General features: G+C 53.8%; 25 protein-coding genes. 14 read left to right on the forward strand and 11 right to left on the reverse strand.

Annotation, left to right across the window (positions count from 1 at the left end):
* Positions 1 to 102 precede the first annotated feature (102 nt).
* Both JXQ85_RS16040 and gap read right to left on the reverse strand, forming a co-directional pair.
* A complete protein-coding gene (locus JXQ85_RS16040) occupies positions 103 to 1,524 on the reverse strand; it encodes an FAD/NAD(P)-binding protein (protein ID WP_421749976.1) in 1,422 nt (473 codons plus the stop codon).
* A 303-nt stretch (positions 1,525 to 1,827) separates the two neighbouring features.
* Positions 1,828 to 2,829 carry a type I glyceraldehyde-3-phosphate dehydrogenase gene (gene gap, locus JXQ85_RS16045; RefSeq protein ID WP_421749977.1) on the reverse strand — a complete coding sequence of 334 codons (1,002 nt, stop codon included), beginning with the start codon at positions 2,827 to 2,829 and terminating at the stop codon, positions 1,828 to 1,830.
* Positions 2,830 to 3,006: 177 nt separating this feature from the next.
* Here gap and JXQ85_RS16050 point away from each other — a divergent pair, with 177 nt between their 5' ends.
* Positions 3,007 to 4,005, forward strand: coding sequence for a LacI family DNA-binding transcriptional regulator (locus tag JXQ85_RS16050; RefSeq protein WP_421749978.1), 999 nt, complete (start codon positions 3,007 to 3,009; stop codon positions 4,003 to 4,005).
* Here the strand turns inward: JXQ85_RS16050 and JXQ85_RS16055 are convergent.
* Positions 4,002 to 4,928 carry a LysR family transcriptional regulator gene (locus JXQ85_RS16055; RefSeq protein ID WP_421749979.1) on the reverse strand — a complete coding sequence of 309 codons (927 nt, stop codon included), beginning with the start codon at positions 4,926 to 4,928 and terminating at the stop codon, positions 4,002 to 4,004. The two genes, JXQ85_RS16050 and JXQ85_RS16055, sit on opposite strands and share 4 nt — an antisense overlap.
* Positions 4,929 to 5,129: 201 nt before the next feature.
* Here JXQ85_RS16055 and JXQ85_RS16060 point away from each other — a divergent pair, with 201 nt between their 5' ends.
* On the forward strand, positions 5,130 to 6,794 hold the full coding sequence (locus JXQ85_RS16060) for a BCCT family transporter (protein WP_421749980.1): 1,665 nt from the start codon (positions 5,130 to 5,132) through the stop codon (positions 6,792 to 6,794).
* A 56-nt stretch (positions 6,795 to 6,850) separates the two neighbouring features.
* On the opposite strand, the gene JXQ85_RS16065 is transcribed toward JXQ85_RS16060, so the two are convergent.
* A complete protein-coding gene (locus JXQ85_RS16065; RefSeq protein WP_421749981.1) occupies positions 6,851 to 7,378 on the reverse strand; it encodes a hypothetical protein in 528 nt (175 codons plus the stop codon).
* Positions 7,379 to 7,479: 101 nt separating this feature from the next.
* Between JXQ85_RS16065 and JXQ85_RS16070 the strand changes: the two genes are divergently transcribed.
* From JXQ85_RS16070 to JXQ85_RS16085, 4 genes are all read left to right on the forward strand, one after another.
* Entirely contained in the window at positions 7,480 to 8,574 is a 1,095-nt protein-coding gene (locus tag JXQ85_RS16070) for a hypothetical protein (protein ID WP_421749982.1), read from the forward strand.
* Positions 8,575 to 8,760: 186 nt separating this feature from the next.
* The gene (locus JXQ85_RS16075) at positions 8,761 to 9,534 is read left to right on the forward strand and encodes a hypothetical protein (protein ID WP_421749983.1); all 774 of its coding nucleotides are present in this window, start codon (positions 8,761 to 8,763) and stop codon (positions 9,532 to 9,534) included.
* Between the two features lie 91 nt (positions 9,535 to 9,625).
* A complete protein-coding gene (locus tag JXQ85_RS16080; protein WP_421749984.1) occupies positions 9,626 to 10,708 on the forward strand; it encodes a peptidoglycan-binding protein LysM in 1,083 nt (360 codons plus the stop codon).
* Between the two features lie 12 nt (positions 10,709 to 10,720).
* The gene (locus tag JXQ85_RS16085) at positions 10,721 to 11,749 is read left to right on the forward strand and encodes a LysM peptidoglycan-binding domain-containing protein (RefSeq protein WP_421749985.1); all 1,029 of its coding nucleotides are present in this window, start codon (positions 10,721 to 10,723) and stop codon (positions 11,747 to 11,749) included.
* Between the two features lie 8 nt (positions 11,750 to 11,757).
* Here JXQ85_RS16085 and JXQ85_RS16090 read toward each other — a convergent pair whose 3' ends face one another.
* The gene (locus JXQ85_RS16090; RefSeq protein ID WP_421749986.1) at positions 11,758 to 11,880 is read right to left on the reverse strand and encodes a hypothetical protein; all 123 of its coding nucleotides are present in this window, start codon (positions 11,878 to 11,880) and stop codon (positions 11,758 to 11,760) included.
* Positions 11,881 to 12,210: 330 nt separating this feature from the next.
* On the opposite strand from JXQ85_RS16090, the gene JXQ85_RS16095 reads away from it, so the two are divergent.
* The 4 genes from JXQ85_RS16095 to JXQ85_RS16110 all read left to right on the forward strand — a co-directional run bounded on the left by JXQ85_RS16095 (position 12,211) and on the right by JXQ85_RS16110 (position 17,509).
* Positions 12,211 to 13,155: a response regulator gene (locus tag JXQ85_RS16095; protein ID WP_421749987.1), complete on the forward strand. Its 945-nt coding sequence runs from the start codon at positions 12,211 to 12,213 to the stop codon at positions 13,153 to 13,155.
* Between the two features lie 251 nt (positions 13,156 to 13,406).
* On the forward strand, positions 13,407 to 13,763 hold the full coding sequence (locus JXQ85_RS16100) for an Hpt domain-containing protein (RefSeq protein WP_421749988.1): 357 nt from the start codon (positions 13,407 to 13,409) through the stop codon (positions 13,761 to 13,763).
* Entirely contained in the window at positions 13,753 to 17,082 is a 3,330-nt protein-coding gene (locus JXQ85_RS16105) for a PhnD/SsuA/transferrin family substrate-binding protein (protein ID WP_421749989.1), read from the forward strand. Before JXQ85_RS16100 ends, JXQ85_RS16105 begins: the two co-directional genes overlap by 11 nt.
* A 31-nt stretch (positions 17,083 to 17,113) precedes the next feature.
* Positions 17,114 to 17,509, forward strand: coding sequence for a response regulator (locus tag JXQ85_RS16110; RefSeq protein ID WP_421749990.1), 396 nt, complete (start codon positions 17,114 to 17,116; stop codon positions 17,507 to 17,509).
* A gap of 72 nt (positions 17,510 to 17,581) precedes the next feature.
* Here the strand turns inward: JXQ85_RS16110 and JXQ85_RS16115 are convergent, their stop codons facing one another.
* A complete protein-coding gene (locus JXQ85_RS16115) occupies positions 17,582 to 18,121 on the reverse strand; it encodes a winged helix-turn-helix transcriptional regulator (protein ID WP_421749991.1) in 540 nt (179 codons plus the stop codon).
* Between the two features lie 39 nt (positions 18,122 to 18,160).
* On the opposite strand from JXQ85_RS16115, the gene JXQ85_RS16120 reads away from it, so the two are divergent.
* Positions 18,161 to 18,535: a VOC family protein gene (locus JXQ85_RS16120; RefSeq protein ID WP_421749992.1), complete on the forward strand. Its 375-nt coding sequence runs from the start codon at positions 18,161 to 18,163 to the stop codon at positions 18,533 to 18,535.
* 111 nt (positions 18,536 to 18,646) lie between these two features.
* Here JXQ85_RS16120 and JXQ85_RS16125 read toward each other — a convergent pair whose 3' ends face one another.
* Both JXQ85_RS16125 and motA read right to left on the reverse strand, forming a co-directional pair.
* Complete coding sequence (locus JXQ85_RS16125; RefSeq protein ID WP_421749993.1) at positions 18,647 to 19,087, reverse strand: hypothetical protein; 441 nt, start codon at positions 19,085 to 19,087, stop codon at positions 18,647 to 18,649.
* Positions 19,087 to 19,953 carry a flagellar motor stator protein MotA gene (motA, locus tag JXQ85_RS16130; protein WP_421749994.1) on the reverse strand — a complete coding sequence of 289 codons (867 nt, stop codon included), beginning with the start codon at positions 19,951 to 19,953 and terminating at the stop codon, positions 19,087 to 19,089. The genes JXQ85_RS16125 and motA overlap by 1 nt, the downstream gene beginning before the upstream one ends.
* Before the next feature lie 198 nt (positions 19,954 to 20,151).
* Here motA and JXQ85_RS16135 point away from each other — a divergent pair, with 198 nt between their 5' ends.
* Positions 20,152 to 21,330, forward strand: coding sequence for a hypothetical protein (locus JXQ85_RS16135; protein WP_421749995.1), 1,179 nt, complete (start codon positions 20,152 to 20,154; stop codon positions 21,328 to 21,330).
* Positions 21,331 to 21,332: 2 nt separating this feature from the next.
* Here JXQ85_RS16135 and JXQ85_RS16140 read toward each other — a convergent pair whose 3' ends face one another.
* The 3 genes from JXQ85_RS16140 to JXQ85_RS16150 form a co-directional block, all read right to left on the reverse strand.
* Positions 21,333 to 22,649 (reverse strand): flagellar motor protein MotB, encoded by a 1,317-nt coding sequence (locus JXQ85_RS16140; RefSeq protein ID WP_421749996.1) that lies wholly within the window; start codon positions 22,647 to 22,649, stop codon positions 21,333 to 21,335.
* A 164-nt stretch (positions 22,650 to 22,813) separates the two neighbouring features.
* The gene (locus JXQ85_RS16145; RefSeq protein WP_421749997.1) at positions 22,814 to 23,290 is read right to left on the reverse strand and encodes a MucR family transcriptional regulator; all 477 of its coding nucleotides are present in this window, start codon (positions 23,288 to 23,290) and stop codon (positions 22,814 to 22,816) included.
* A gap of 182 nt (positions 23,291 to 23,472) precedes the next feature.
* On the reverse strand, positions 23,473 to 23,679 hold the full coding sequence (locus JXQ85_RS16150) for a hypothetical protein (RefSeq protein ID WP_421749998.1): 207 nt from the start codon (positions 23,677 to 23,679) through the stop codon (positions 23,473 to 23,475).
* 262 nt (positions 23,680 to 23,941) lie between these two features.
* On the opposite strand from JXQ85_RS16150, the gene JXQ85_RS16155 reads away from it, so the two are divergent.
* Positions 23,942 to 24,640 carry a response regulator transcription factor gene (locus JXQ85_RS16155; protein WP_421749999.1) on the forward strand — a complete coding sequence of 233 codons (699 nt, stop codon included), beginning with the start codon at positions 23,942 to 23,944 and terminating at the stop codon, positions 24,638 to 24,640.
* 332 nt (positions 24,641 to 24,972) lie between these two features.
* Entirely contained in the window at positions 24,973 to 25,434 is a 462-nt protein-coding gene (locus JXQ85_RS16160) for a hypothetical protein (protein WP_421750000.1), read from the forward strand.
* Positions 25,435 to 25,547: the final 113 nt, after the last annotated feature.

Consider the following 25,547-nt stretch of genomic DNA (forward strand, 5'->3'; position numbering starts at 1 on the left):
GATAATGTGCGCCACTTGTTTATGGTTTTGATGCTTAAAAGCTTATGTCGCCTAAAATAAGTTCGGGCTCATGCGGCATGAAGGCCGAAATCATGCGTAAAACTATGCCTTGGCCACAAAGTGGCGCAGCATGTGCACGTCATAAAGCGGCATAGCCATGGTTTCTTCGCCAATGACTGTAGTGGCCGGGGAAAGGTGCCGTACGGCGGGCAGGGAGCTGCGCAACCCATCGCCCACCTTGATGCCTTTGCTGATCGGGCAGGCCTCGATCAGGCCTTTATCGAGCATGTCTTCGGTGAGCGGGTCGTATTTTGAGTTCGGTCCTGCACCAGCAGTGTTGATCACAAAGCCTGTTTCTTCGCTGGTCACATTACCGAGCGCATCGATGACACGCACCGTGGCGCTATCGGTGCCATGTTCGACTTGTTTCACAAGGCCAGTGACAATGCGGGCCTGACCGCCCTTGATGAAGTCATGCAGGTCTAGAATGGTGTCGCGGGTGCCGCCGCGCAGCCAGAACCGCAATGTGGCTGGCACACTGCGGGCTTCGTCGGCATCGGTGATGTAGCTCGACAATGGATTTTCTAGGAAGTGTCCGCGGAACCCTGCGCGGATTTCGCGCATCTCGTCACCACGCTCTAGTGCCAGGTCGATTTCACGGCGCACTTCGTTGAGGAAGCTTTCGGCGGTTTCGTGACCCTTAGAGAAAGTCGGCTCGGTCAGTTTGCGCGGCAGGCGTGGGATCAGCGGGGCAGGGACCTCGCCGTCGGGCGCGCAGAAGGCCATCTTGATTTCCGCATCCGGGATCAAGCTTTGACAGAGCCGCAGCACATCGAGCATGGCGGCGTTGCCACCGATGCAGAAGATCTCGCGTCCAGCCAAGATGTGCTCGGCAATCTGAGCTTCATAGCCAAAGACGTTTGGAACCCCAAAGGCGCCTTCGTCACCGGGAATGCGTAGGGTAGAAGGGCCGCCCGGCGCAATATCAACGGAGTCCACAATCAAATCGCCATTTGCAACTGTGCGCACTCGGATGCCAGCGTCGGTGGTGTCCAGAGCGGTGGCTTCGTCGTTCAGAATGTCGATTTGCACGCCTTTGCCGCGCAGACCCGCCAATACCGTTTCAGTGTGTTCACACATGAAGTCGCCATAGAATTCGCGCGGGGCATTGAGGCCAAAGATATTGCCAGCATCGACCAGCGGTTGGGCGGCGGCGAGCCAGTTTGGCGTGCGGCCTTCCATGGTGGATCGGATGCGCTGCCAGTTATCTGTCAGCCACTGAGCGAATTCGCGGTCGATGTCATCAGCCGGGGAGTTCAGCAGGTAGGCGTAGCGCCATGTATCGCCGTCGTTGCCTTTGGCATAGGCGGCCCCGCGCCCCAGTTCAGAGGCGTTTTTACCAAGAATGATCAACTTGTCGCCCGTGCCCAAGGTGCATTTCTCAAGAAAGGCCACGGCTGTTGTGCCGTCCCCAACGATTAAATGAGTTTTGGCATGTGTTTCGGAGCGCACTGTGTCGTTCATTCTTCATCCATATTGTAAGTGGGCTTGCGCCCCATTGTTCGAGAGGGCGTGGTGCCCATGCGGGTGGAGGCCTAGAGCCTGATCAGCCGTCTTGGAGGCCGGTCTTCAGCGCGATTCAACTGTGCGAGTCCGGTGTTGTGAAAAATCTAACAAATTTTTCACACGCGTAACATGCGACGATCGACGTTTTATGTCGAATCCGCGTCCAATCGGGGTTTGGCGGCTCTTTAAATGCTGTGGCGCAAAAAGAAAACCCGCAGGCTGCGCCCACGGGTTTCTTTGCAAGTCTTAGGTGGGGGCTGCTTAAAGCAGGGCACCCATCGCACGGCCGGTGTTGATCATACGGCAGGAGAAACCCCACTCGTTGTCATACCAGCTGACCACGCGAACCAGACCTTCGGAGGTCACGGATGTTTGTGGTGCTGCAAATGTTGAAGAATGCGGGTCGTGGTTGAAGTCAACAGAGACCAGTGGGCGCTCTTCATAGGCCAGAACGCCTTTCAAAGGACCTTCGGCTGCTTCTTTTATCGCCGCGTTGATGGCTTCAACAGTCGCTGCTTTTTCAGGAACAAAAGTCAGATCCACCAGGGACACGTTCACGGTTGGCACGCGGATCGCAGAGCCTTCCAGACGGCCTTTCAGATGTGGCAGCACTTCGGAGATTGCGCGGGCCGCACCTGTGGAGGTTGGGATCATGGATTCAGCGGCAGCACGGGCACGGTACAGGTCTTTGTGGGCCGCGTCGTGGGTTGGCTGATCGCCTGTGTAGGCGTGGATGGTGGTCATGTAGCCGGTCTTGATGCCGAAGGTGTCATCCAGAATCTTGGCAACAGGCGCGAGGCAGTTTGTTGTGCAGGATGCGTTGGAAACGATCACATCATCTGCGGTCAGCTCTTTGTCGTTTACGCCGAAGACAACGGTGCGATCGACCTCTTTGCCCGGTGCGGAAATCAGAACGCGCTTAGAGCCGTTTTTCAAATGTTTCGCAGCACTATCGCGGGTTGTGAAGATGCCGGTGCATTCATAGGCGATGTCAACACCAGCCCATGGAAGCTCTTCTGGATTGCGAATCGCGGTCAGAGCGATGCGTTTGCCGTTGATGATCATCGCGTCATCTTCGACCTGAATGTCCGCGTTCAAACGACCGTGTACAGAGTCAAACTGCAGAAGGTGTGCCAATGTGGCCGCTGGGGCCAAGTCATTGATTGCGACGACGTTTACGTCCTCGACACCGTTTTCAATGATGGCGCGCAGTACGTTGCGACCAATGCGACCAAATCCGTTGATTGCGATATTCAGGGTCATCCCGAGATCTCCGATCTAAATAGCTCTTAACCACTAAAATTTGTTAGCGGTAACATTGGCGCTACCGTTATCGATACCGATGTCAAATTGCAAGTCACAACAGATTTGCGAAGCTCATTCGGTGGGGGACACGTCGTAGGGCTTGATGTTGCCCCCGATTGCCGTGACGATGCGCGCATGACAAAGCGGTTGAACTTAAAAGACGTAGCGGACCTGGTGGGGGTCAGTGAAATGACCGCCAGCCGTGCGTTGCGTGGCGCGCCGGATGTGTCTGAAAAAACCCGGTTGCGCGTGGAAGAAGCGGCGCGCTCGATTGGCTATGTGCCAAACCGCATCGCGGGATCGCTGTCGTCGCAATCGGTGAATCTGGTCGCAGTCGTGGTGCCGTCGCTGAACAGTTATGTCTTCCCTGAGGTGCTGTCTGGGATTTCTTCGGTTCTGAAAGACAGTTCGTTAAAGCCCGTTGTGGGCGTGTCGGGCTATGACATTGAAGAAGAAGAAAGCGTGATCCGCGAGATGTTAAGCTGGCGGCCATCTGGGTTGGTGGTTGCAGGGCTCGAGCACACAGAAACCACCCGCAACATGCTGCGCAGCGCGCATTGCCCGGTGGTGGAAGTTATGGATACGGATGGCGCACCCGTGGGGCATTGCGTGGGGATTTCGCATCTGGATGCGGGGCGCGATATGGCGCGCAAGATTGTTGAGCGCGGATTTCGCAAGATCGGCTTTATCGGCACCAAGATGCCGCAAGATTTCAGGGCTATGAAACGTCATCAGGGGTTTGTTGAAGCTTTGGCTGAGGCGGGGCTAGAGCTGGCCGACCAGGAAAAATACGCCGGGGATTCTTCGATACAGACCGGTCGGCAGCTGACCGAAAAGCTTTTGGCGCGCACGCCGGATTTGGAGTGCTTATATTATTCCAGCGATGTGATGAGTGTGGGGGGCTATATGCATTGTCTTGCCGCGGGCCTGTCGATTCCAGGGGATATTGCCCTTGCCGGGTTTAATAATCTGCAGATCCTGGAAGGGCTTCCCTTGGCCTTAGCCACCACGGACGCTTGTCGTCGAGAAATCGGAGTGCGGGCCGCTGAGATCATTTTGCAGGGGTCTGATGATAATCGCCCTTGGGTGATGGAGCAGATGCAACCGCGCATCACCTTGGGCGAAAGCCTTTAGTCTGCGTCATGGACTTCTTTTAGGCAGGTCAAAAAGGCGAGGGTCTTTCGGTCTGGCTTGGGCTGTTTGCGGGCGATGGCGCTATATTCCGTGGTATAGCCTGTTTCCGCTGGGCAGATGGGCCAAAGCGTTCCCTTTTTCAAAAATGTTTCCGCAACGTGGTCTGCTAAATAGCCGATGTAGCGGCCTGATTGGATCAATAGCGACAGTGCTTCTTCTTCTTTGACCCGCGCTGCTCGCGTCAGCCCCAGCCCACGGCCCGCCATCATATTGGGGGAGTTAAAGCTATAGCCTGCATATTTGAACTGATCGAGGTTCAGCCCCTCTGCGCGCGTCTTTTTGTCGGTGCCAAAGAGCGGGTGGTTTTCGCCGCAATAAAGCGTCATGCGCTCGGCATAAAGCGAGATATATAGAAACGACGTGGACTGGCGGTACATCGGTACAATTGCGGCCTCAAGTGAGCCTTCAATCACACGGGATTCCAAAGTGCTCGGCTGATCCAGAACAATTTCTAAATCCACATCAGGCGCAAGATCATCAAAGGCTTGGATGGCTTTGTGAACATTGGCGGCAGGGTTGGTTGTGGATTGATCAAAGATCCCGATCCGCAATGTGCCAGTCAATGTTGCATGGACGTTATCGATCTCTGACTGAAACTCATCAATGCGATTGAGCAGCCTGCGGGTCGCCAAAAGCACCTGTTCACCTTCTTCTGTCAAAGAGAAACCGGCGGGGCCACGATTGCATAAAATAAGGCCAATTCGGGTTTCGAGATCCGCGATATGTTTGGAAATTGTAGAGCGGCCGATGTTCAATTCGAGCTCGGAAGCGGCAAAGCCTCCGCATTCCGTCACAGTGACGAAAATACGCAGCAGACGGATGTCGATGTCGCTTAGGGACGATAAAAGTGCGCGTTTGACCAATTCAAGGTTGCCTGTCTATGAAACCATATAGGGGAATGTTGTTAATTATCAAACCTGCTAATAGAGGTAAGTTCAAGGGATCAAGGTCTCTTGAGGTTCTGGACACCTTAACAACATGGTCACTGGGTGAGCTAGTGGCAAATCGCGGACAGCCAATACGTCGAGCGAATGTGGTCCAGGACGAAACGACAGTGAGGTAACATGTCTATTAAACCCCCTTTAATGGACCTGGAAATTGAAACCGCTGATAGTGGTTTCTATGCTGGGTTCAGTAAAAACGTAGCGGTGATTTCCAAGATCATCATCGCCCTTTTGGTGATCTGGGCCGTCGTGTTCCCAGAGTCCGCAGGCCGGATTCTGAATGCGATCAACGGGTTCATCTTGGCAAACACCGCTTATTGGTACGTCTGGATTGCGGCGTTCTTCGTAATTCTTTGCGCAGCCCTTGCGCTTTGGCCAACCGCAGGACGCATGCGGCTTGGTGTCGAAGGCGACCGCCCAGAGTTCTCTAACTTCTCATGGTTCTCCATGATGTTCGGTGCCGGTATCGGTGTCGGCATGCTGACATGGGCCGTTGCTGAACCAATGTACCACTTTGGCAATAACCCAGAAGTCATTCAGGGCATGGTCGAAGGCAGCACAGCTGAGAACGTGCGCAATGCTTATAAGTGGTCCTTCTATCACTGGGGTCTAGGCGCATGGGCTTGCTATGCGATCTGTGGTCTCGCATTGGCTTACTTCTGCTACCGTCGCGGCCTGCCGCTGACAATGCGCTCCTCTTTGACGCCAATCTTTGGCAAATCGCTGGCTGGCCCATTGGGTAACGTCGTCGACATCGTTGCCGTTGTTGCGACCATCCTCGGTGTTGCACAAACTCTGGGCTTCGGCGTTGAGCAGTTTGTTGCGGGTCTGACCCGTATCGGTTTCGGTGGCCTGACCAACGAAGCGGGCACAGCAAACACATTTGGTATTCTGCTGGCGATCGTAGTGATCATGGCGGCGTCCACGCTGTCTGCACTGTCCGGTGTTGGTAAAGGCATCAAATGGCTGTCCAACCTGAACATGGGTCTGTCCATCTTCCTACTGGCCTTCTTCCTGATCTTCGGTTCGACCTTCTTCGGGCTGCAAGCTCTGGTGGTTGGTATCTGGGATTACCTGGTGAACCAGTTCAGCCTGATGTTCACTGTTTGGCGTTCTGACGGTGTTGAAGGCTCTGTGGCCTCTACGCTTGAAGGCTGGCAGGGTGCATGGTCCGTGTTCTACTGGGCATGGTGGGTGGCCTTTGCGCCATTCGTAGGCCTGTTCTTGGCACGTATTTCCAAGGGCCGTACCATCCGTGAATTCGTTCTGGGTGCGATGATTGTTCCGTCCATCATGTGTTTCGTTTGGTTCACATGGGCTGGCGGTACAGCGATCGATCTGGAACTGAACGGTGCAGCAAACGGCGCAATCGCCGGTGCTCCTGATGGCGATAAGATCTTCGCCATGGTGAACTTCATGCTGAGCGACGTGCTGGGTTGGATCATGTCTGTGATCATCGTGGTTCTGCTGATGACCTACCTGGTCACAACAGCTGACTCCGCGGTTCTGATCGTGAACACCATCAACGCAGCTGGCGACGAAGGTCCAAAAGCACGCCCACATATCTACTTCTGGGGTATTGCCCTGGGTGGTGTTGTGGCGGCCTTGCTGATTGCTGGGGGTCACAAAGCGATCACCACTGCAATGGTGATTGGCGCCTTCCCGTTCTCGATTGTGATGGTTCTGCAGTGTTTCGCGCTGGTGAAAGCAATCTGGAACGACGGCAAGCGCGAGCAAGCTGGCGTTGCAACAACTGCTGAAGAAAGCGTTGTACCTGCTGAGTAATCAGCGGTCTTCCTAAATCATGAAAGCCGGGTCCTATGGGGCCCGGCTTTTTTCGTTTACGCCTGTGCGGGCTGCATCCGCTTGAGTTGCCATTTGGCCGCCCCCAGTACGATGTGGGAATAGAGCTTGTGGAACCCCATCAATGCGGTGACCCACCACGCCATTTTGGGTGCGCCGGTATCATCGACGGGGCCATCATCGGGTGGCACAACGGCGGAGCCAAACAGGAGGCGACTGTGGTCCTTTTCGGGGATGACTTTCAGCCAGGTGCGCACGCCGCCACCCATGACGGTGAGCAATATTTCCTGATCGGTACGGTCTTCGGTCCGCCAGCCTGAGAGGTGATCAGACTGCCCTTGGGCCAATGACACCACGTCGTCATAGTTGGATTTGGGCAAGGCAAGTCCAAGCAGTTTGCGTTCGATCCGTAGAATGGGTGAGTTGAAAAAAGCCTCGATATAATCGGGAAGACTGACGCCCTTTGCGACCTCAGTTTCAAAGCAGTCGGTGTGTAGGCCGGGGCCGCTTTCATAGCGATACAGCAACGTGTCTTGGGGCAGGGGGCACTGGGAAACTGTGAACATGAACTTCTCCATACGTCAGCGTATGGTTTAATCAAATTACCGTCAGGTTCAAGGAAAAAGATAGGGTTTCGGGAATTCTTGGAATCGTCTTAGGTTGTGGCATGAGCTCTGATCCTGATGACACTTCTGATGAGTATGAAGACGGCGTTTCGCCCCCGTCGATCTATGAGACAGAGCCAACACCAGAAGAAGACCTGTGGTTCCTGCCTGGGCCCCCCGAGGATTTTGCGCCGGGTGAAAGCCCGCTGACTTTTGTGCAGCGGCAAAAGACAATTGCACCCGAGGATTGGCTGGTGGCTGAGCGCGCCGAATATCGCGGGCTGGTGCGCGCGGCTGAAGCTTTGGCGCGCTTTGGTGCACGACTGGCGGCGCTGCCTTCTGACGTGGTCGAGCGTATTGCCTTGCAAAGCGTGACGGCCATTTTGCGTGGCGAGGGGGTTTGGTTAAAGACAGATCAGATTGCTTTGTTCCGCGCCTTGCGGGTCAGCTCGCAGGAGGAAACCCGTGATCTGGAGCGTGCTTCTTGGGCGGTCAGGCGGCTGATGTCGATGCGCACAGATCAATGGATCGATGATGGGCTGCGTGGCTTTCTGGGGCGGCAGGCTGTGAGTGACTTGCAAGAGCTGCCCAATGATGACCGCGCCTTGGGCGAAGAGTTGGACACTGCCGGGCGAGACTGGGCCGATCAGATGCGCGCCATGGGGCAGTTGCACCCTCTGACCCGCGCGGCTGGTGCGCTTTTTGCATGGCGGCGTTTGCAGATCACGGCGCCGGATGAAACGCTGGAACCGATGGTGGCGGCGATCCTGATTGCAGCAGGCGGCCATGCACCGTTTTTGCCGGTGCCCGAGGGCAGTGGTGGGGCGCCGGTGCGGGGTGGCACGCCAAAGGATATTCTGAGTGCATTTTATCAAACAGCAGAGCAGGGGGCCTTGGCGGCTTTGATGGAAGTGGAGCGCCTGTTAAGTTGGCGGGAAAAGGCCATTGAAACCACGGCTGATCTTTCGGGACGCACTCCGCCTATCCTGATTGAAGCCGCTTTACGCTTTCCTGTGTTCTCGGCGGATTTGGCCGCGCGTCTGGCAGGCTGCGCGCCAATGTCGGCACGCCGAAATCTGAAGCTTTTTGAGGATCGCGGCCTGATAAAAGAGGTCACCGGGCAATCTCGCTATCGGTTCTGGTCCGCGCGGCTTTAAGGCGAAAAACCTAGTTTTTTGGTGCTTTTCAAAACCCGGAGAATACCCTAAAACCGCGCAGGGGTTGATTTCCAAATTACGCATTCCACTACATGTTGACGCATCTACATCCTGTGGTTAATGATTCGTTAACCGGGGAAGTCACAGGGTCACGCATTACGTTGGCCCTTGGAGGGATGTCATTTCATGCAAAGTGTAAAAAAACAGCCATCCGGTGCTGAGCGTAAGCCGGCAGCGGTTAAAGTGAAATCGATCAAAGCTAAAGGTGGCATTGATGTGGATTTGAAACTTCACGATGCTGCCAATGAGACATTCCCAGCCAAAGCACCCGAGAAGGCTGAGAAAAAAGCGGAACCAAAGGTAAAGCGTAAGGCTTTGAATAAGCCATTTTCCAAGGCGCGTTTCCCTAAGACAGAGCCTAAAGAACCTGAGGCCAAAAAAGCGAAAACCAAAAACGAATTGTTTGCGGCTCTCGAGGAGCGGTCTTCAACTGTGAAGTACCGCGTTTGGGGCGTGGCAGGACTTTTGTTGATTGTGGTGGCTTTGTTGGTTGCGCAGTTTTCTGGCGGCAGCGAAGATGTTGCGGTTGCGCCTGCAACACCTGCTGTTGAAGCCGCGGCTACCGTTGCTGAAGACACGGGCGCTGCGCCAGCAGCGACGCTGGCGACTGGCGACAATAACGAGATGGTGACCAACATCATCGATGCTTTGCGCCGGTCCAATACGGAGGCAGTGGCTGGCACCACGGCGGCGCCTGCTACAACGGAACAAACCGCAGCGATCAGCAGTCTTTATACATTGGTGACCGGCGCCTTCGCGCAGGGTCAGTCCGCGGCCTATATTGACCAACTTCTGAATGAATCGCTGCAAAGCGGAGAGATCACCGTGCCCGCGGCGCTGATGCTGCCAAACGGGCGTGTGGATACCAAAAGCGTCATGGCGATGTTTGGCGCGCAATAACTCGTATCGGTCCAAAGATGCTGCGTCTTTGGATCATGTTTTAGATCAACTGCGGCAGGGATAAGCCGCAGCCATCCAACTGGGGACTTTCATGAAACGTACACTATTGGCGGGGCTGTTTGGCCTTGCATCTTTGGCAACAGCTTCTGTTGCCGCGGCGGACACGTGTGGCGGTGTTTACACCGTGAAATCAGGCGACAGCCTGTCTGTGATCGCCGATAGCCTTTATAAAGACGCTGGCAAATGGACGCTGATTCATAGCAAAAACATCGGCGCTATTGGTCCAAAGCCAAATGCGATCCGTGTTGGCATGAAGCTGGATGTGACTTGCTTGGATGGTCTTCCAAAAGGTCTGCCGGGTGGGAGGAAAATCACCGCTGCTGCCCCTGCCGCCGCAGCCCCTGTGAAGATCCAAGCGGGCAACGCGTCCGTGCGCAAAAAGATCAATCTTTTGACCGCAACGGATTACGCGCCCTTCACCCATAAGGAGTCCCACAACGGGGGTCTGATGACCGAGATCGTGGATGCCGCGATGGCTACTGCAGAGCCAAAAGAAGGCTATGCGATTCATTGGGTCGACCACTGGGCGTCCCATGAAGAGCCATTGCTGTCTAACGCTTTGCTAGACGCAGGTTTCCCGTGGTTCATGCCAGATTGTAAGAACAACCCAGAAGAATACCGCTGCCAGAACTTTGATACTTCAAAGCCATTGTTTGAGCTGCTGGTTCTGCTGTTCGCGTCCAAAGATCGCCCAATGGTCTTTGAGAAAGACGAAGACATCTTTGGGAAAACCATCTGCCGCCCGCAGGGCTACGGCAGCTACATGCTGGATCAGGACGAGCGTTACTGGTGGCGTGATGGCAAGGTGACCGTAGTTGCTCCGGCCACACCAAAGGAATGCTATGAAATGGTGCTTGAGGGCACTGCGGATGCCGTCATGATGAATGAATTCACCGGCCGCGCGCATCTGGCAGAGCTGGGCTTTACCGATCAGTTCCAAGTGGTGCCTCAGCCGGTGTCTATTCAGGCGTTCCACTTGATCGTGCACAAGACTCACCCACAAAAGGACTACATCCTCGAAACCATCGACCGTGGTCTGAATGGCCTGCGCGAATCTGGTCGTTACCAAGAGATCGTTGAGGATCACATGACCCGTATTTGGGCTGGCTTCTAAGGAGCGATCAGCATGATTTATCGTTTGAAAAAGGTTTTCAGTGCTGCGGTCCTTGGGGCCGTGGCGCTGATTGCGCCAAGCGCGGCTTTCGCGATTTGTGATGTCGAATATAAGGTGCAGGCTGGGGACAACCTGTTTTCGATTGCCGAAAAGCACTATGGCGATCACAGCCGCTGGAGCATCATCTATTACCGCAACCAAACCGAGTTGGTTGGATCTTCGGTGGTGCCGGGGCGCTCGCTTTATATCCCGTGCCCACTGGACAATCCGGAGCCTGACGCGACTCCTTTGCGCCAGACCGAAGCGGAATTGACCCTACTGACCGGCAACAACAACCAGCCATTCACCGACCAATCGTTGCCGGGTGATGGTATGGTGACCGAGCTGTTGAATGCGGCGTTGGAATTGGCGCCGCAGCCGGTGTCTTACTCGGTTTCATGGCATGACAAGTGGTCAGAGCATCTTGATATTCTGGACGGTCAGGACTTTGACATGGGCTTCCCGTGGTACAAACCTGACTGCGAGGCCACGCCGGACAATCGTCGGTGTGCGGACTTCCATTTTTCAGAACCTCTGATGACCATGCCGGTGATGTTGTTCACCCTAGCGGATAAGCAGTTTGCTTTTACCAAGGATGAAGACATTGAGGGCCGTACAATTTGTCGTCCGGCGGCTTGGTTCAGTTTTGATCTGGATTGGAATGGTCGCAATTGGTTGAAGGATGAGAAGATTAATCTTGTCCGTCCGGAAACCCCTGCAGATTGTTTTGCGCTTTTGGATGACGGCCAAGTTGAAGCCGTTTCTTTAAGTGTCTTCCTGGGGGCGGCGACATTGATGGACCTTGGTCTGCGAGATCGTGTGGTTCCGCTTGAGCGCCCGGTCTCTGAAGTGGGGCTGCATGTGATCATTTCCAAACGCCACTGGCGCGGCACTGCACATCTGTATCGTGTGAATGCTGGCCTGAAGGCTTTGAAAACAAGCGGGCGGTTTGACGAAATCCTAAATCGCCACCTCGCGGCGATCTGGGGTCGTCTGCAATAAATATAGTATCAGGCGCCCGGCCAATGGGTCGGGCGCACTGTTTCTGGGTCCGATACAGTCTGGATTGGATGCGCAAAATCAACTGCGCCAGAATCAACTTTCAGCTGATCCCGGATATGCGCCAAAAGCATTTGTGAATTTCCCTTCTTCAACCTCTGGTTTTATTCATTCTGCCGAAGCTTCCAAATTGATATTTCGGTAAGGCATTGAATTTGTTGGTTAAAAAAACGTTAATCATTCTAAGTGGTTAAAGCCGGGTTAAATTCGGTATGCACTGCTTTACTCAATCCTAAAGATCGCCCAATTTGCGCCACAATTGTCCTGATAAACTGAACAATAAGACATGAGGACAACCTTGACGGTCTGATTGGTGCAGAAAGCATCTCAGCGTTGGGGCATCCGCAACCGGGTGCAGAAGCATTCATAGCCGCAATTCGGCGGCGCTGCGATTGGAGAGACACATGAAGATCCTTGCCGTCGATGATGACGAACTGATCCGCGAAATTCTTTCAGCGACACTAGAGGCGCATGGGTACACAAATGTGACCCTGGCGGAATCTGGTGAAGATGCTCTGCAGAAGATCGCCGCGTCCCCGACGCCATTTGATGGGTTCATGTTCGACATTCAGATGCCGGGTATGGACGGGACAGAGCTATGTCAGCACGTCCGTCAAATGGATCACTACAAGAATTCCCCGGTGATCATGATCACCGCGATGAACGATAAAACATATGTCGACCGTGCCTTTATGGCCGGGGCCACCGACTATGTGACCAAGCCTTTTGATACCACTGAGCTGATGACCCGCATCCGCCTTGCAGACCGTCTCCAGTCTGAAGCGCGCAAAGCGGCAGAAGCAGCAGCGGCGGCCCCAGCGGCAGCGGCGGCGCCAAAGCCTCCGTTCAAAAACCCAGTGACCGTGAAAGACGTGCGTGGTGTGGTGAAAAGTGCCGCGCTTGATAACTACGTGATGCTGATGCTGGAGCAGAAACAATTCGCGATGGGTGCTTTTGCGATCCGTATACCGGAACTCGAAGCTGTACACGCGGGTTCGGACATCGATGAGTTCACCTATGTGGTCACCGATATTGCTGAGGTGATCTCCGACTGTCTGGTCGGTGCGCAGGCCTTCCTTTCTTATCTGGGCGGTGGCAACTTTGTCTGTGTCGGCGCGAAAAACAAATTGCCGTCCGCTGACAGCATGCATGATGAATTTGTCATGATGCTGAACGATCCGGACCTGGTGTATTGTGAAGAGGTTGCGACGGGCTTCTCGGCGCAGATCGGTGACATCGCAGCACCGAAACTGTTCGAGAAACGCGGCGATCTACGCTTCTTGGACCGCGCGGTTGAGAAGCTGAACGAAGCAGGCGGCGGTAAATCCGGCGGGCGTTTCGCGGCTTAATATATAGGCCGTCATTCGGAAGGGAGGCCATGGCCCCCCTTTCAATTTTCCACATTTCCCGTGGTTTGATGCGTGACCAAGCGGCACCACCTGTGGAAAAACGGCGCTAAACCATGGAAAACGTTAACCATTCCTTAATGACTTCGGCTGATTTCGCCACATTGTTGCCTTGATCTATGGTAACCTGAAGGTGGCAAGAAAAATCAGCGCCAGAAGAGCGTTGAGGAATAAGATGTCAGGATGAGCAGATCATGATGCAGGGAATGGACGCCAGTAAAGCGGCCCTTCTGGAGGCAGGCCTCGCGAAGATTCGCGCGCGGTTCATTGACTCCTTGGAAGATCGCATCGATGGATTTTGTGCTCAGCTTGAACGTCTAGAAGATCCAGCGACGGCAGAAGCCGCCTGTGTGGATATTCGCGCGGACGCCCATAAGCTGCATGGTATTTGCGGCAGTGTCGGCCAGCCCCGGATGGGGGCTTTGGCAGCTCAGGTGGAGCATCACATCGACACGCTATTGGCTGGCCCGCGCCCCCTCAACACCGACTTTGTCGACGAACTTCTGAATGCGCTCCTTGATGAGATGGAGCAGAATGTGGATGGCGCATAACGCATCTGTTTGGCGACGGCTTAAAGCCCTCAGCCGATGGTTTGGGTTCTGGATTACGCTCGCGGCGCTGACCGTGACCCTGGTTGCACGTGCGACCGCTGCGCAAGCGCAGCAAACCGAATTTTCCGCTGATACACAGGTTTTCACTGTTGGCGTTTTGTCGACCGAAGGGGCCACGCGGGCTTTGGAGGCCTGGCGCCCGACTGTTGAATATTTGAACCGCGAAGCTTTGTTCGTGGATTCCCCTTACCGATTTGTGGTGCGGCCGTATTCCCATGCGACCCTTATGCAAGCCATTCAGGACAGCACAGTTGATTTTGCCCTGACCAACCCTGCGATGTTTGTGACCGCCGAGGTCGAAAGCGGCGCGCGGGCTGTGCTGTCACAGGCGCGGTTCTGGGAAGGGCGGACTTATAATGAGGTCGGTGCGCTGGTTTTTGCGCGTGCTGATAGCCCGGTGCGTCAGATCAATCAGTTGCGTGGAGGGTCCGTGATGGCCGTGGCGGCCAGTGATTTTTCTGGCTGGTGGCTGGCGGAGCAAGAATTCCGTCGCCGCCGGTTGGATGTTCAAGACATGCTAAGCGAGCTGGTGTTTTCCGGTGGCAACCAACGTGAAGTGGTCTATGCGGTCCAAAGCGGCTTGGTGGATGCGGGCGTTGTGCCTGCAGGCGTTCTTGAAGAACTCGCTGCAGAAGGCGTCATCAATCTGGATGAATTCATTCCACTGTCGCCCATGGCTTTCCCAGACTATCCGTTTTGGGTCTCGACCCCGCTTTACCCTGAATGGGTGTTGTCGGCTTTGCCGGATGTGCCGGATGAGGCCTTGGCCCTGATGATCAACTCGATGTTGTCAGTTGAAGCCGGATCAGTTGAATCCGTGAATGGCGGCAATGTTGTTTGGCAAGCGCCGCAGAACTATCAGGATGTGCATGATCTGCTGATCTCCCTGCGCGTGCGCCCCTATGAGAATTATCTGATCCAGGCGACGGCCCGGATTTATCGCAGCTACAAATGGGTCATCTTTGGGATGACCACCTTTATCATTTGCTCGCTGCTGTTCCTGATCTTACAGCTGCGCCGCAACATCATGTTGGCCGAACAGCGCAAGGATGTTCTGGAAAGCGAAATCCGATCTAAGATTTTCTATCGCTCTGCGGTCGAGGAACACACAGTATTCCTCATGCTGCGCCCCAATGGTCGCATTTCGCATGTGAATGAGAATTTCTGCGAGACGACTGGCCGGGAACGCGATGGCCTTATGGGCACCTTCCTAAAAGATATTCTGCCAGCGCATGAGCAGGAGATCTTGGAAGAAGAGATTATGAAATCCGTCGATGTTGGCGCGCCTTGGGATGGCCCGCTGAAAATCCTGAAAGAAGATGGATCGGTGGCCTGGGCGCAATGTACGGTTATTCCGGTGTCGGGTTCTGGTGAAGAACTGTCTGAGATCGCGGTTGTCGCAACCGATATGACGCAGACTCGCAAAGGCATTTCCGAGGAAAGCTTTAACAACAGTCTTGAGCTAATCGAAGATCAAGTTGTGGTGTTCCGCCCTGGTTCGATGGAGATGCTTTATTGCAACCGAACTGCAAATGAAAAGCTGATCGAAAACAGGATTGGTGGCTCATGGCATGGGCGTGCGATTAAAGACATTCTGACCGACACTGATGTGCGTGCACTGCAAATGCGGTGTGAGACATTGGAAGAAGGTCCGCAGCGCCGCATGACGTGGGAAGTGACCGGTAACAACGGCATCCCATACGAAATCAGCTTGGAATATGTTCAGCCGGACAATGACGAGCCGCGCTTTATTTCGATCTACCGTGATATCACGGATCGAAAGGTTGCTGAGAAAGCCAAGAACGAGTTTGTGGCGACGGTTTCCCATGAACTGCGCACACCTTTGACCTCCATGAAAGGCGCGCTGGGGCTGGCAAAATCTGGTGCCATTGGCGAGCTGACGCCGCAGATGGATAAGATGATCGGCATGGCGGCTGATAACTGTGATCGTCTGGTTCTGCTGATCAACGATATGCTTGATATGGAGAAGATCGAGCAGGGCAAGATGGACTTCAAGATGGCACCCATTGATGTGCTGGATGTGGTCGAGAAGGCGATTGAGTCCAACAAATTCTACGCTGAAAAGTTCAAATGCACGATGCGTCTGAATCTTGAGGAAGACGGTGATGGCTTTATGGCCATGGGCGATAAGGATCGCCTGACACAGGTGATGGACAACCTGATGTCCAACGCGTCCAAGTTCTCTGGTGAAGGCAAAGAGATCATCGCAACGCTGAAAATTCACCGTGGGCGTCTGCGCTTCACGCTGCGTGATTTTGGCCGGGGTATTCCGAAACCGGCCCATGCGACGATCTTTGATAAGTTCACGCAGGCTGACATGGGCGACACGCGTTCGCAGGGTGGCACCGGTCTTGGTCTGGCGGTCGCGAAGCTGATTGTCGAAAGCCACAAGGGCGAGATTTTCTTTGCTACCGAGGATGACATCGGAACCGAGTTCTTTGTCGATCTGCCACGTATGGTGGGTGACAAGGTGATGCCGTTTGAGCCGATCGAAGGTGAACCCGTTGCCTTTACAGGCGCAGGCCTAACGCCGGAACAAGCTGGGATTGCGGATGCTGCTATGGCGGGTGGCCCGGTTGGGGATGGCACAGAGATGCAAGTGCTGTTGGCACAAATGCAATCAGGCGGCTTTGAAGTGGAGTTGGAAACTGGCAGCGTGACCGTCAGTCAGGTTGTCAGCGGTAAGGGTGTTGTGGGTCAGTCCTCGATCTTTAACTGGCTGTCGGATGACGGGCGCTCGCTAGTGACTGAAATGTTTGAACGCGAGACGCTTTCAAACCTGAAGGTCTCCGTGCTGCAGGCGAAATCCGAAGACAGTAATATGTCAGACGGCATGATCCTGAACAGTCTGCGCACCAATATGTACAGCAACTGGTTAAGCATGATCCCGAATATGGTCACGCCTGAGGGTGGCTTTAAGTTGATGTCTGTGGGCCAAAATGATCTGCCAAGTGTGGATGCGGAAGACGTGTCGATGATGGAAGCCGGGGATGTGCCGCAAGCGCTGGTACTTGCCGAAAACGATCAATTCGACGCTGTCCTTCATTTTGACAAAATTGGGTTGGCACACTGCATGACAATTATCCCGGTGACTGGTGGGCGACTGCCTGAATCGCTGCCGGTGATTGTGATGGTGACACAGATCGAAGCGCCAGAAGCAGAGCGTGGCGTGGTCTCGAAATTTGCGCGTCCTTCGGGCGCAGGTCGCGGTAAGGCTCGTCGTCGGGCGCGCGGCTAAAAGAATATGGTCTTGGATATAGGTGAATAAGATGGGTGAACTGACAAAAATCCTGCATGTGGAAGACGAAGGCGATATTCGCGAGATCGCGAATATGGCGTTGGAAATGATCGGTGGTTTTCAGGTGGCGCAAGCCGAGCTGGGCACGGTGGCCTTGGATATCGTCGGTGATTTTGCACCAGATCTTTTGTTGTGTGATGTGCAGATGCCGGGTTTGACCGGGCCGGAAACCATCGCAAAGATCCGTGAAATGCCAGGATATGAGCAAATCCCAGCGATCTATATGACGGCGAAAGTTGGCGAGTCCGACAAAGACAGTTTGCTGGGTGAATACGAGCTGGGCTTTATCGCGAAACCGTTTGATCCGATGACATTGGCCACGCAAATCCGCGAAATGTGGGCAGCCGGTTTTCAAAACGCGGCTTAACGAAGCCTGCCAGGTTTTGGTCATTTATCTTAGAAAGGTCGGCGCAATGTGCCGGCCTTTTTCAGTTTGTGTTTAGTGCAAGTGGACTGCGCTTGTTGCATCCCGGATCAATGCGCCGTGGTTGATGGCAGAATAGAGTGGCCGAGGCGGGCGGGCCGCGTGGTCCACGGTTCTGTCGATCCAGCGCATGTCTTCCATGGTGCGCAATGATTGCGACAGGGCGCGATCAGTGATCGTTCCCAAGCCCCGTTTGATTTCGGCAAACTGTCTGGGCTGCCTGAGGGTGATCAACACCGGCACGGTCCATGAGCGGCGTAGCAATTTATGTGCGTCTGGTTTGGGTGTCATCAGAATGTCCTGCGCCATGGCGGCGGCGACATCTCCGGCGGGTGTTAATCGAAACTCTGGTCGCAAAGGATGGCCATATCCAGGATTGCGTTCTAGCAGGCCAAGCTTGATCAGGTGCTCAATGCTTTGGCCAAACGCGGTTCGGCTTGCGCCGGTTGCTGCCAAAAGAGGGGCCTGCCGTCCGGGCACGCCCTCGTGCAGCTTTGCCAAAATGGGTAGGGACCAGGCGCGGGCTGTGATGTTGACAATGAGATTAATGTCCATAAAGTATAGTTACTATATTTAGAATCAAAGGGAAACCCCATGGCATTGGTTGACGTAGATAAAACGATCACAATCGCGCTGTCTGTCAAAGACAGGCACGCAAGCGCAGCGTGGTACCAGAAAACGCTTGGATTTGAGGCGATGTATCACGCGGACGAGGCGGGCTGGTCTGAATTACAGACCAACACTGATGGCGTGAATCTGGGACTGGGCGAGCATACCGAACCAGTGCCGGGCAATTGTGTGCCTGTCTTTGGGGTCGCTGATCTGGACGGTGCGCGCGGTCGCATGGAAGCAGCGGATATTAAGTTTGATGGCCCGACCGATGTCGTCGAAGGCATGGTGAAAACCGCGACGTTCTATGATCCTGATGGGAATGCTTTGATGCTAGCACAGGATTTGACCGGCGCTTGATCGACCAAGGTTGAAGAGGGGGCGCTGCCCCCTCAATCGAATTTAGAGAATTCGACTTCCCCCGCAGGATTTTGTGAAGGATGAAATTGGGGAAAGCGCTTTGAGGCGCGGTTATTCTTCGATGCCGCGCATTTGGCGCAAATACCGATTGCGGGCGACTTCTTCGAGGGACGCGGTTTCGGCCATCTCTGCGTCGCGACGTTGTTCGAAAAGGTTTTTGTCCAAGACAGCCTCGTTAGAGCGCGCCTCGGTGTAAGTTTCAAAAAGCTGCCCTTCAATGAGGGCGGCTTTTTCATCCAGGCGCTCCATTTCTTTTTGCAAGAACACGCGGCGCGCTTCGATGGCTTTTAGAAAGCCTGCCAGGAAGGGCGCGGATTCAGGGGAGGTGATATGGGCCTCGGTGGCGATGCGCTCTTCGAGCTTGTCCAGTTCGGCCTGCACCTGCGCTTGATGGCCGCGAATTTCGCCCATCTGTGCAGCGTGGGTATCAAGCTCGTGCTCTTTGACGCGCTGCAGAACCTGCAAGGATTCTATGCGACGTTGGCGATCCATTAGGCTTCAGCCAGATCCTGACGCGCTTCTTCCATTTCATAGAAAGATGGTTGCAGGACCGTTGGAATGTTACCGCGGCCAATTTCTACACAAATCGTTGGGGAGTGTTCCTGTAGGATCGCGATAAAGATGTCGCGGATTACGTTGTAGAATGCGCCGTCTTGCTCTTCGATTGCAGAAAGGCGTGAGGACAGTGGGGCCACAAAACAATATGCCAAGAAAACCCCAAGGAAGGTCCCAACAAGCGCGCCGCCGATCATTTCACCCAGAACCGCAGGTGGTTTGTCGATCGAGCCCATGGTTTTGATAACACCCAAAACCGCAGCAACAATCCCGATCGCAGGAAGGCCGTCGGCCACGGTTTGGAGGCCGTGGGCTGGCACCAGCACTTCGTGGTGGTGTTTCTTTAGCTTCTTGTTGATCACGTCTTCGGTTTGGAAGGGATCATCGAAGTTCAGCGCCAACATGCGGAAACTGTCGGTGATCAGATCGATCGCATGGTGGTCGTGTTGGATTTTTGGAAACTGCGAAAAGATCGAGCTGTCATGCGGGTTCTCGATATGCTCATCCAGCGCCAGAACACCGTCTTTCTGGTAGATCTTGGTCAGACCATACATCAGGTTCAAAAGGTCGATGTAGTCGCTTTGCTTCCACTTCGGTCCTTTCAGACATTTGATGATAGATTTGATCGTCGCGGCAACATCACCAAAGGAGTTCGCGGCAACAAAGGCCCCAAGCGAGGCCCCGCCAATCATCATGCCCTCGTAAGGCAGCGCGTGCAAAATCGGGGCCATTTCGCCGCCGGACCACAAGAAGCCGCCGAAGACGAGGACCATAACCAGGATGAATCCAACAATAATGTTCATTATATTTCGCTATTCTTAGCTGCTCGATTTGCCTTATTTTTGCCACATGCAGGGGCGGGCTAGCAAGGATTAATGATGGATAAATCCATTCTGCCGTGCGAATTGTAGAAAAATGCAAGAATATCTATGGATATATTCTTTATCGGCCGCTAAACTTAAAGAATAATTTAACGTCTGTATATGCGTCTGGGGGATAGCATGTCTGGCATCGAGCAAGTCATGGCAGTTTTATTGGAGGAAGATGACCTCCGTCTGGTGCATCGCGATTGGCCGCGCAAAATGCGTTTGGCTGTTTGCCTGATGCCCAATGGCGATTGCCAATTGCTGTTGTTCCGTCAGGAAGAGGCCGGTATTTTTGCAGCGCGATTGCGTAAGCATTTGCGGTTGCGTGCCTCTGAGCTGTGCATACATCCACCTGTTCATGGCTTCCCAACCCGCCAATTGCGCTATTCAGATCAGCAGGGCTTGGCGGCGCTTTTGGCAGACAGTCCGCAGTTGGTTGAGGATGCGACGGATTATTCCGTCAACTTTGCCTTTGCGCTGGAAGAGGGTTTGGACCCGGTCGCGTTTTTGGGTGTTGATGCTGAGGCGGATTTTGAACCGATCCCAACTGCTGCACCCGCAGCATCGGAATCAGTGGGACCAATGACATTTGCAAGCCGTCGCCGGCCTGCGCCGGTTCAGCCGGCAGCACCACAAGCGCGCAAACTGACCTTGGATTTGGTGCGCGAAGCCGCGCGATTGGTCGATGCTGCACCTCTATCAGATGTGCCTGTTGAAAAACCAAGCAGCCCTTCTCGCGCTGCGGCGCCTTTGGCAATGCCAGGTGCTGCCTTTAAGCCGGTTTCTGATTTGCAAGAAGATGCGTCACCAGACGCCTATGCATTGCGCGAAGAAATGAATGAGTTTGTGCTGTCAAATGGGGCAGGTCCGGTACTGCGCATCGAGGGGGCAGCGCGATTGTTCTTGCGGGATGATCGTCAGTTGTTGGCGATCCAGATCGGCACAGATGCGGCAGCGCAACCGGGTACGGTGCGTATCAAAACCGATGTCTTGCCGAATTCGTTGCGGGCCACTTTACGTGCGGCCTGTGGCGCGGTTGATGTGTCGAGCGAAGATCCATTTTTATATGTGACGCTTCCTGTTGAAGCGGCGGTTGAACCGGTGGCGCAGGAAAAAGCGGAAAAATCTCGTCCGTCGATGTGGAAATCTGCCAAGCGCCGCGCCGCGGTTCGGCTTTTTGCGCTGACCACGGTAACAGCGGCGGCCCTATTTGTGATCATGGGATTGCAGCCTTTAGAGGCGCTTGATCAAGCGGCAGAATCTGGCCCCATTGATTGGAGCCAGTTCCGTTTGTCTATGCAGTCGGAAAAATAGGCCTATCTGAGCGCGCTGCGCAGATTTTCAAAGACCTGTTCATCCAGAAGTGACGCCTTGTCTTGCACGATAATGGTGTCGGCCACGCTTGCAGGGGCGGCCATTTCAGGTTTCACCATCTCCGGCTGTGCCGTTGGTGCCGCTGCAGCGGATTTCATTTCAGGTTTTGAAGTCATTTTATCTTTGGCCATCTCTGCCGGGGCGGGGTTAGGGCCTTGGATTCTTTGGTATTCCAGAAGGACTTCGATGCGGCGGTTGGAGGCATCTTTTGGCGCTTCGGGTTTCAAAAGTTGCGTCGCGGCCATGCCAGAAACGCGGGTGAAACGGTCCGGTGTGACGCCGTTGTTTTTCAAAACGCGACGCATTGCATTGGCGCGATCCGTGGACAGATCCCAGTTATCATATGACTTGCGATTTGAAAACGGAACGGCGTCGGTGTGGCCGGTGATAACCATGTCATTTGGCAGTTCGACAAGCGATTGGCCGAGCAAAGCCATAAGTTTGATTGTCGCGCTGTTCATGTCTGCGCTGCCGCTGGCAAACATCGGCTTGCCTTTGCTGTCCACGATTTGGATCAGCATACCATCCGGTGTCTTTTCAAACATGATGTTTTCCTGCAGCGGTGCAAGATCAGGGCTCGCCTGCATCGCCTGCAGGATTTTCGCCTTCAGGTCCTCAAAGCGTTCTTCATCTGCAGTGTGATCTGGTTTGGCATTGTCCACATCGCCCGCAGCCATCTTTTCAGAATCCTCAACATGCGTGGTCGCATCAGATTGTGTCATCGACTGCGCGGCTGCAGCTTGGTTGGGATCGGTTGTTTCAGCAGCGTCTTCGGCTTTGCCGGCGCTTTGCTGATTTGTAACCGCATCGTCATTGGCATTCTGCTGGAAAACCTCACTGGCCGCACCTGCAGCCGGGTTTTCATGGTGACCAACGGTTGTACCGCGGGTTTTCATTTCTGGATCGGCGGTTGGCGTGGTGTCCATCACTTCCCATTTCGCAGGGGAGGGGTCATCGGCTTCGCCAAATTCTGCGCCACGTGCAACGGTTGCACCGTTTGATGCTGTCATTGTGCCGGGAGGGCCGAGGGTTGCGCCATCCAAAACGCCGCTGCCGCCAGGCAGCGTGGCGTTGGTGAAGTATTCAGCGATACCGCGGAGTTTCTGTTCATCAGAAGATGACAGGATCCACATCAATAGGAAGAAGGCCATCATCGCGGTCATAAAGTCCGCATAAGCAACTTTCCAAGCGCCGCCGTGGTGGCCGTGGCCTTCCACAACTTCAATTTTACGAATGATATTAACTGTGCCGTCGGCCATCGCGTCTTGCCTCGCGTCTGCCGGTTTTGTCCGGCTTATTCTCAACGCTGGCTTCTGCGCACGTTGGGTCGGTCAACCTATCGCGGCAAAGAGCGACCTCAGAAAGGCGCAAATGTGGCTTAATTGTGGCAAAGAATAAGGCAATGCCTGTGGCGCGCTTTAGATTAGCGCGCTTCCAGGCCTTCTTTTTCCGCGGCATCGCGGTTGTATTTGCCCAGACCAGCCTGTTTTGCGTAGGCGGCTTTACGTTCAGAATACTTGGGCGCGACCAGTGGGAAGCTATCCTCAAGGCCAAACATTTGGCGGTATTCTTCTTCGGTTAATCCATGCTCCGCCTTCAAGTGGCGTTTCAGCATTGTGAAGCCTTTGCCGCAGCAAAGACAGTAAACCTTTTCATCGGTCACGGCCTGATCCAACGGGATGGCGGGAACGATGGATGCGGTTTTTTGGGCGGGTTGAATCGGGGCTGTTTCGGTACGCACGGGCGCTGGCGCGCCGTTGAATACTGGAAGAAGCCGCGCTGTGAGCTCGACGATCTGGTCGGATGTGACGTCCGAGCGCTGCGCAAAAGCCGCGACAACGGTCGCAACTGCGTCAGCATTTTGTTTCTTGTGATTATCCATGTTATTTTTTTCTGCCATGGTTACGGGTGCCTGTCTCGGGGCGATTTATAAGCATTCTGTTACATTTCCGTCAAGAATTACTGCGCTTGTCCTTACGGAATCGTGATCGAAAAACCTCAATAAAACTTGGGGTTGAGACGATTTGTTCATTCAGTTGCGCCAAGTAGAGTTCCAGCTCTTCTTTGGGTGCAAGAATAGATTCAATGTAGTCGCCTGGGTTGATTAACGTCCTGGCGCATTGATGTCTGTGCAGCGTTCTCACTGGATTTTTGCAGCACGTTTGCCGCAGAGTTCAGGATTTCTTGAAGATGATGATCGCGCATCTTGAGGGATTTGAGGCGATCAATTGATGCAACGGCCACAAGCGCAACGCGCATGTCGGCTGCGGACCCGAGGGTTCCTGCCATAGCTGCTACTCCATTCTGAAGGATTGACGGGCGCATTCTGTCGCCTCGACTCAAAGACTATTATTCTTTGGGTTAAGAAATTGCCAAAAATTTGGCGAGAATAAATTTTATTGGTTAAAGAATCCTTTCGTTGTTCTTGGATGTCGGCAAGAGAACTTCTTGGATATCAATTGATATCCAACACATAAAACTTGAACAATTGCCTGCTAAATTGCTTATTGTGGTCAATTCAAAGACAGCGATTCGAGCGAATTTGGGGCACATGGCTGACACAGCGCAATATGCATTGATAGTTGATGGTGATGCGAGTTCGGCATTGTCTGTGCGTCATTTGTTTCAAGTGATCTGTGGGCAATCTGCAGAAATCTTGGAAAATCCTGATGACTTGTTAAAAGTCACAAGGGGCAGTGATTGGCCGCAAGTGATTGTGTTGGGCCGCGTCCCTGATCAGAGTAGGGTGATTTCAGAGTTGAAGGCCGCCGGCGCGCCTTTTGTTATTGCGTTGGTTCCGTCGGAAACAGATTCCAATGAAATCGAGGCACTATTGGCGGGCGCTGATGATGCAGTGCGCACCCCGTTTTCATTGCGAGTTTTGGCCGCTCGATTGCGAACTCGTATTGGCCTATTGGACACGCCTGAAGGCCTGGAAATTCTGCGGGATGCGGATAGTTGGGATTCAGGTGCGTATATTGCGCATCATGCTGGGCTGACTTCTGCTGAGGCGCAGATTGCGCATGTGTTGATCAGCCATAGCGGTGATATTGTCAGCCGGGATGTTCTGAGTTTCGCAATTGACCAGCGACCATGGGATTATGGCGATCGGAAATTCGATGTGCATGTGGCCAATATCCGCAAAAAGCTAACAGCGGTGTTCGGCGATCATATTGCTGTGAGCACGGTGCGTGCAGCTGGCTATAAATTAACAATCGACACGCAGGGCATGCAACATTTGCTGAGTTAGCGCAAAACACCGTTAGTTAATGCTCTGTCAAGGATTGAATTGTAAATATCCACAGGTCAATTGCAGGGTGCATTTTTCTTGGGTGGTCACACTAGGGCTTGTGGATAACTTTTAAATGCCCCCCAAATCTGCCTAGTTCATAAGATTTGTTGAATGAATTGGCGAAAGTTAAGTTTTTGTTACAACTTAGAGTCTCTCTAATTTCTCAATCTGACACTAAATTGCGACCTCAGGGTGAGTGTGAACCTTTTACAAAGCAATAATTCTCCTTTCAGGTGATTAACGTTAAGTTGAGTTATCAGGACAAAAAATATGTCGTGGGGGAATATATAGTGGAACGCAACGGTCTAATCGCGCAAATCTGGGGTGGCGATCTTTCCGAAGGCGAGAGCCTACAAGGATCGCCTCTGGCGGGTCTCTTGGAGTCTCTGATGGATGTGCAAGTCATTACATTGGCGTCTGACGCCGAGATGAAGCGCCCAATCGCTGTCATGGAAGAAACCGAGATTTTAGACGGCGCCAGCCTTGGGGATGTGCTGTCAGAAGAAATGGGGATCGATGTACCGTATGGTGCGCTGATCTTGGTCATGCCGAAGGATTTTTCTCGATCACAAGATATGTCAGGTCAAAAGCTTGGCGAAATCCTTGGCCATATCATTCTGGACATGACGCAGGGGCAGTATTCTGTCACTCCGGATGTCTCGGGTAAGGCAAAAGATCTGGTCCATCTGGCCGCATCCGGGCAAGCAGCCGCTTTGAAACTTAGCGGTTTAAGCGGATCCCGGTTACAATAAATGGCTCTGCCTCATCCTTGAGGCGGTTTAGCTTTAAGCAAGCGTTAATCACATTTGTCTTTGCGTATTCTTGCTTATGTGGTCTTTTATCCTTAACGAGACGAAGATTTCGT

It is taken from the genome of Cognatishimia sp. (assembly GCF_049116455.1).
GTDB lineage: Bacteria > Pseudomonadota > Alphaproteobacteria > Rhodobacterales > Rhodobacteraceae > Cognatishimia.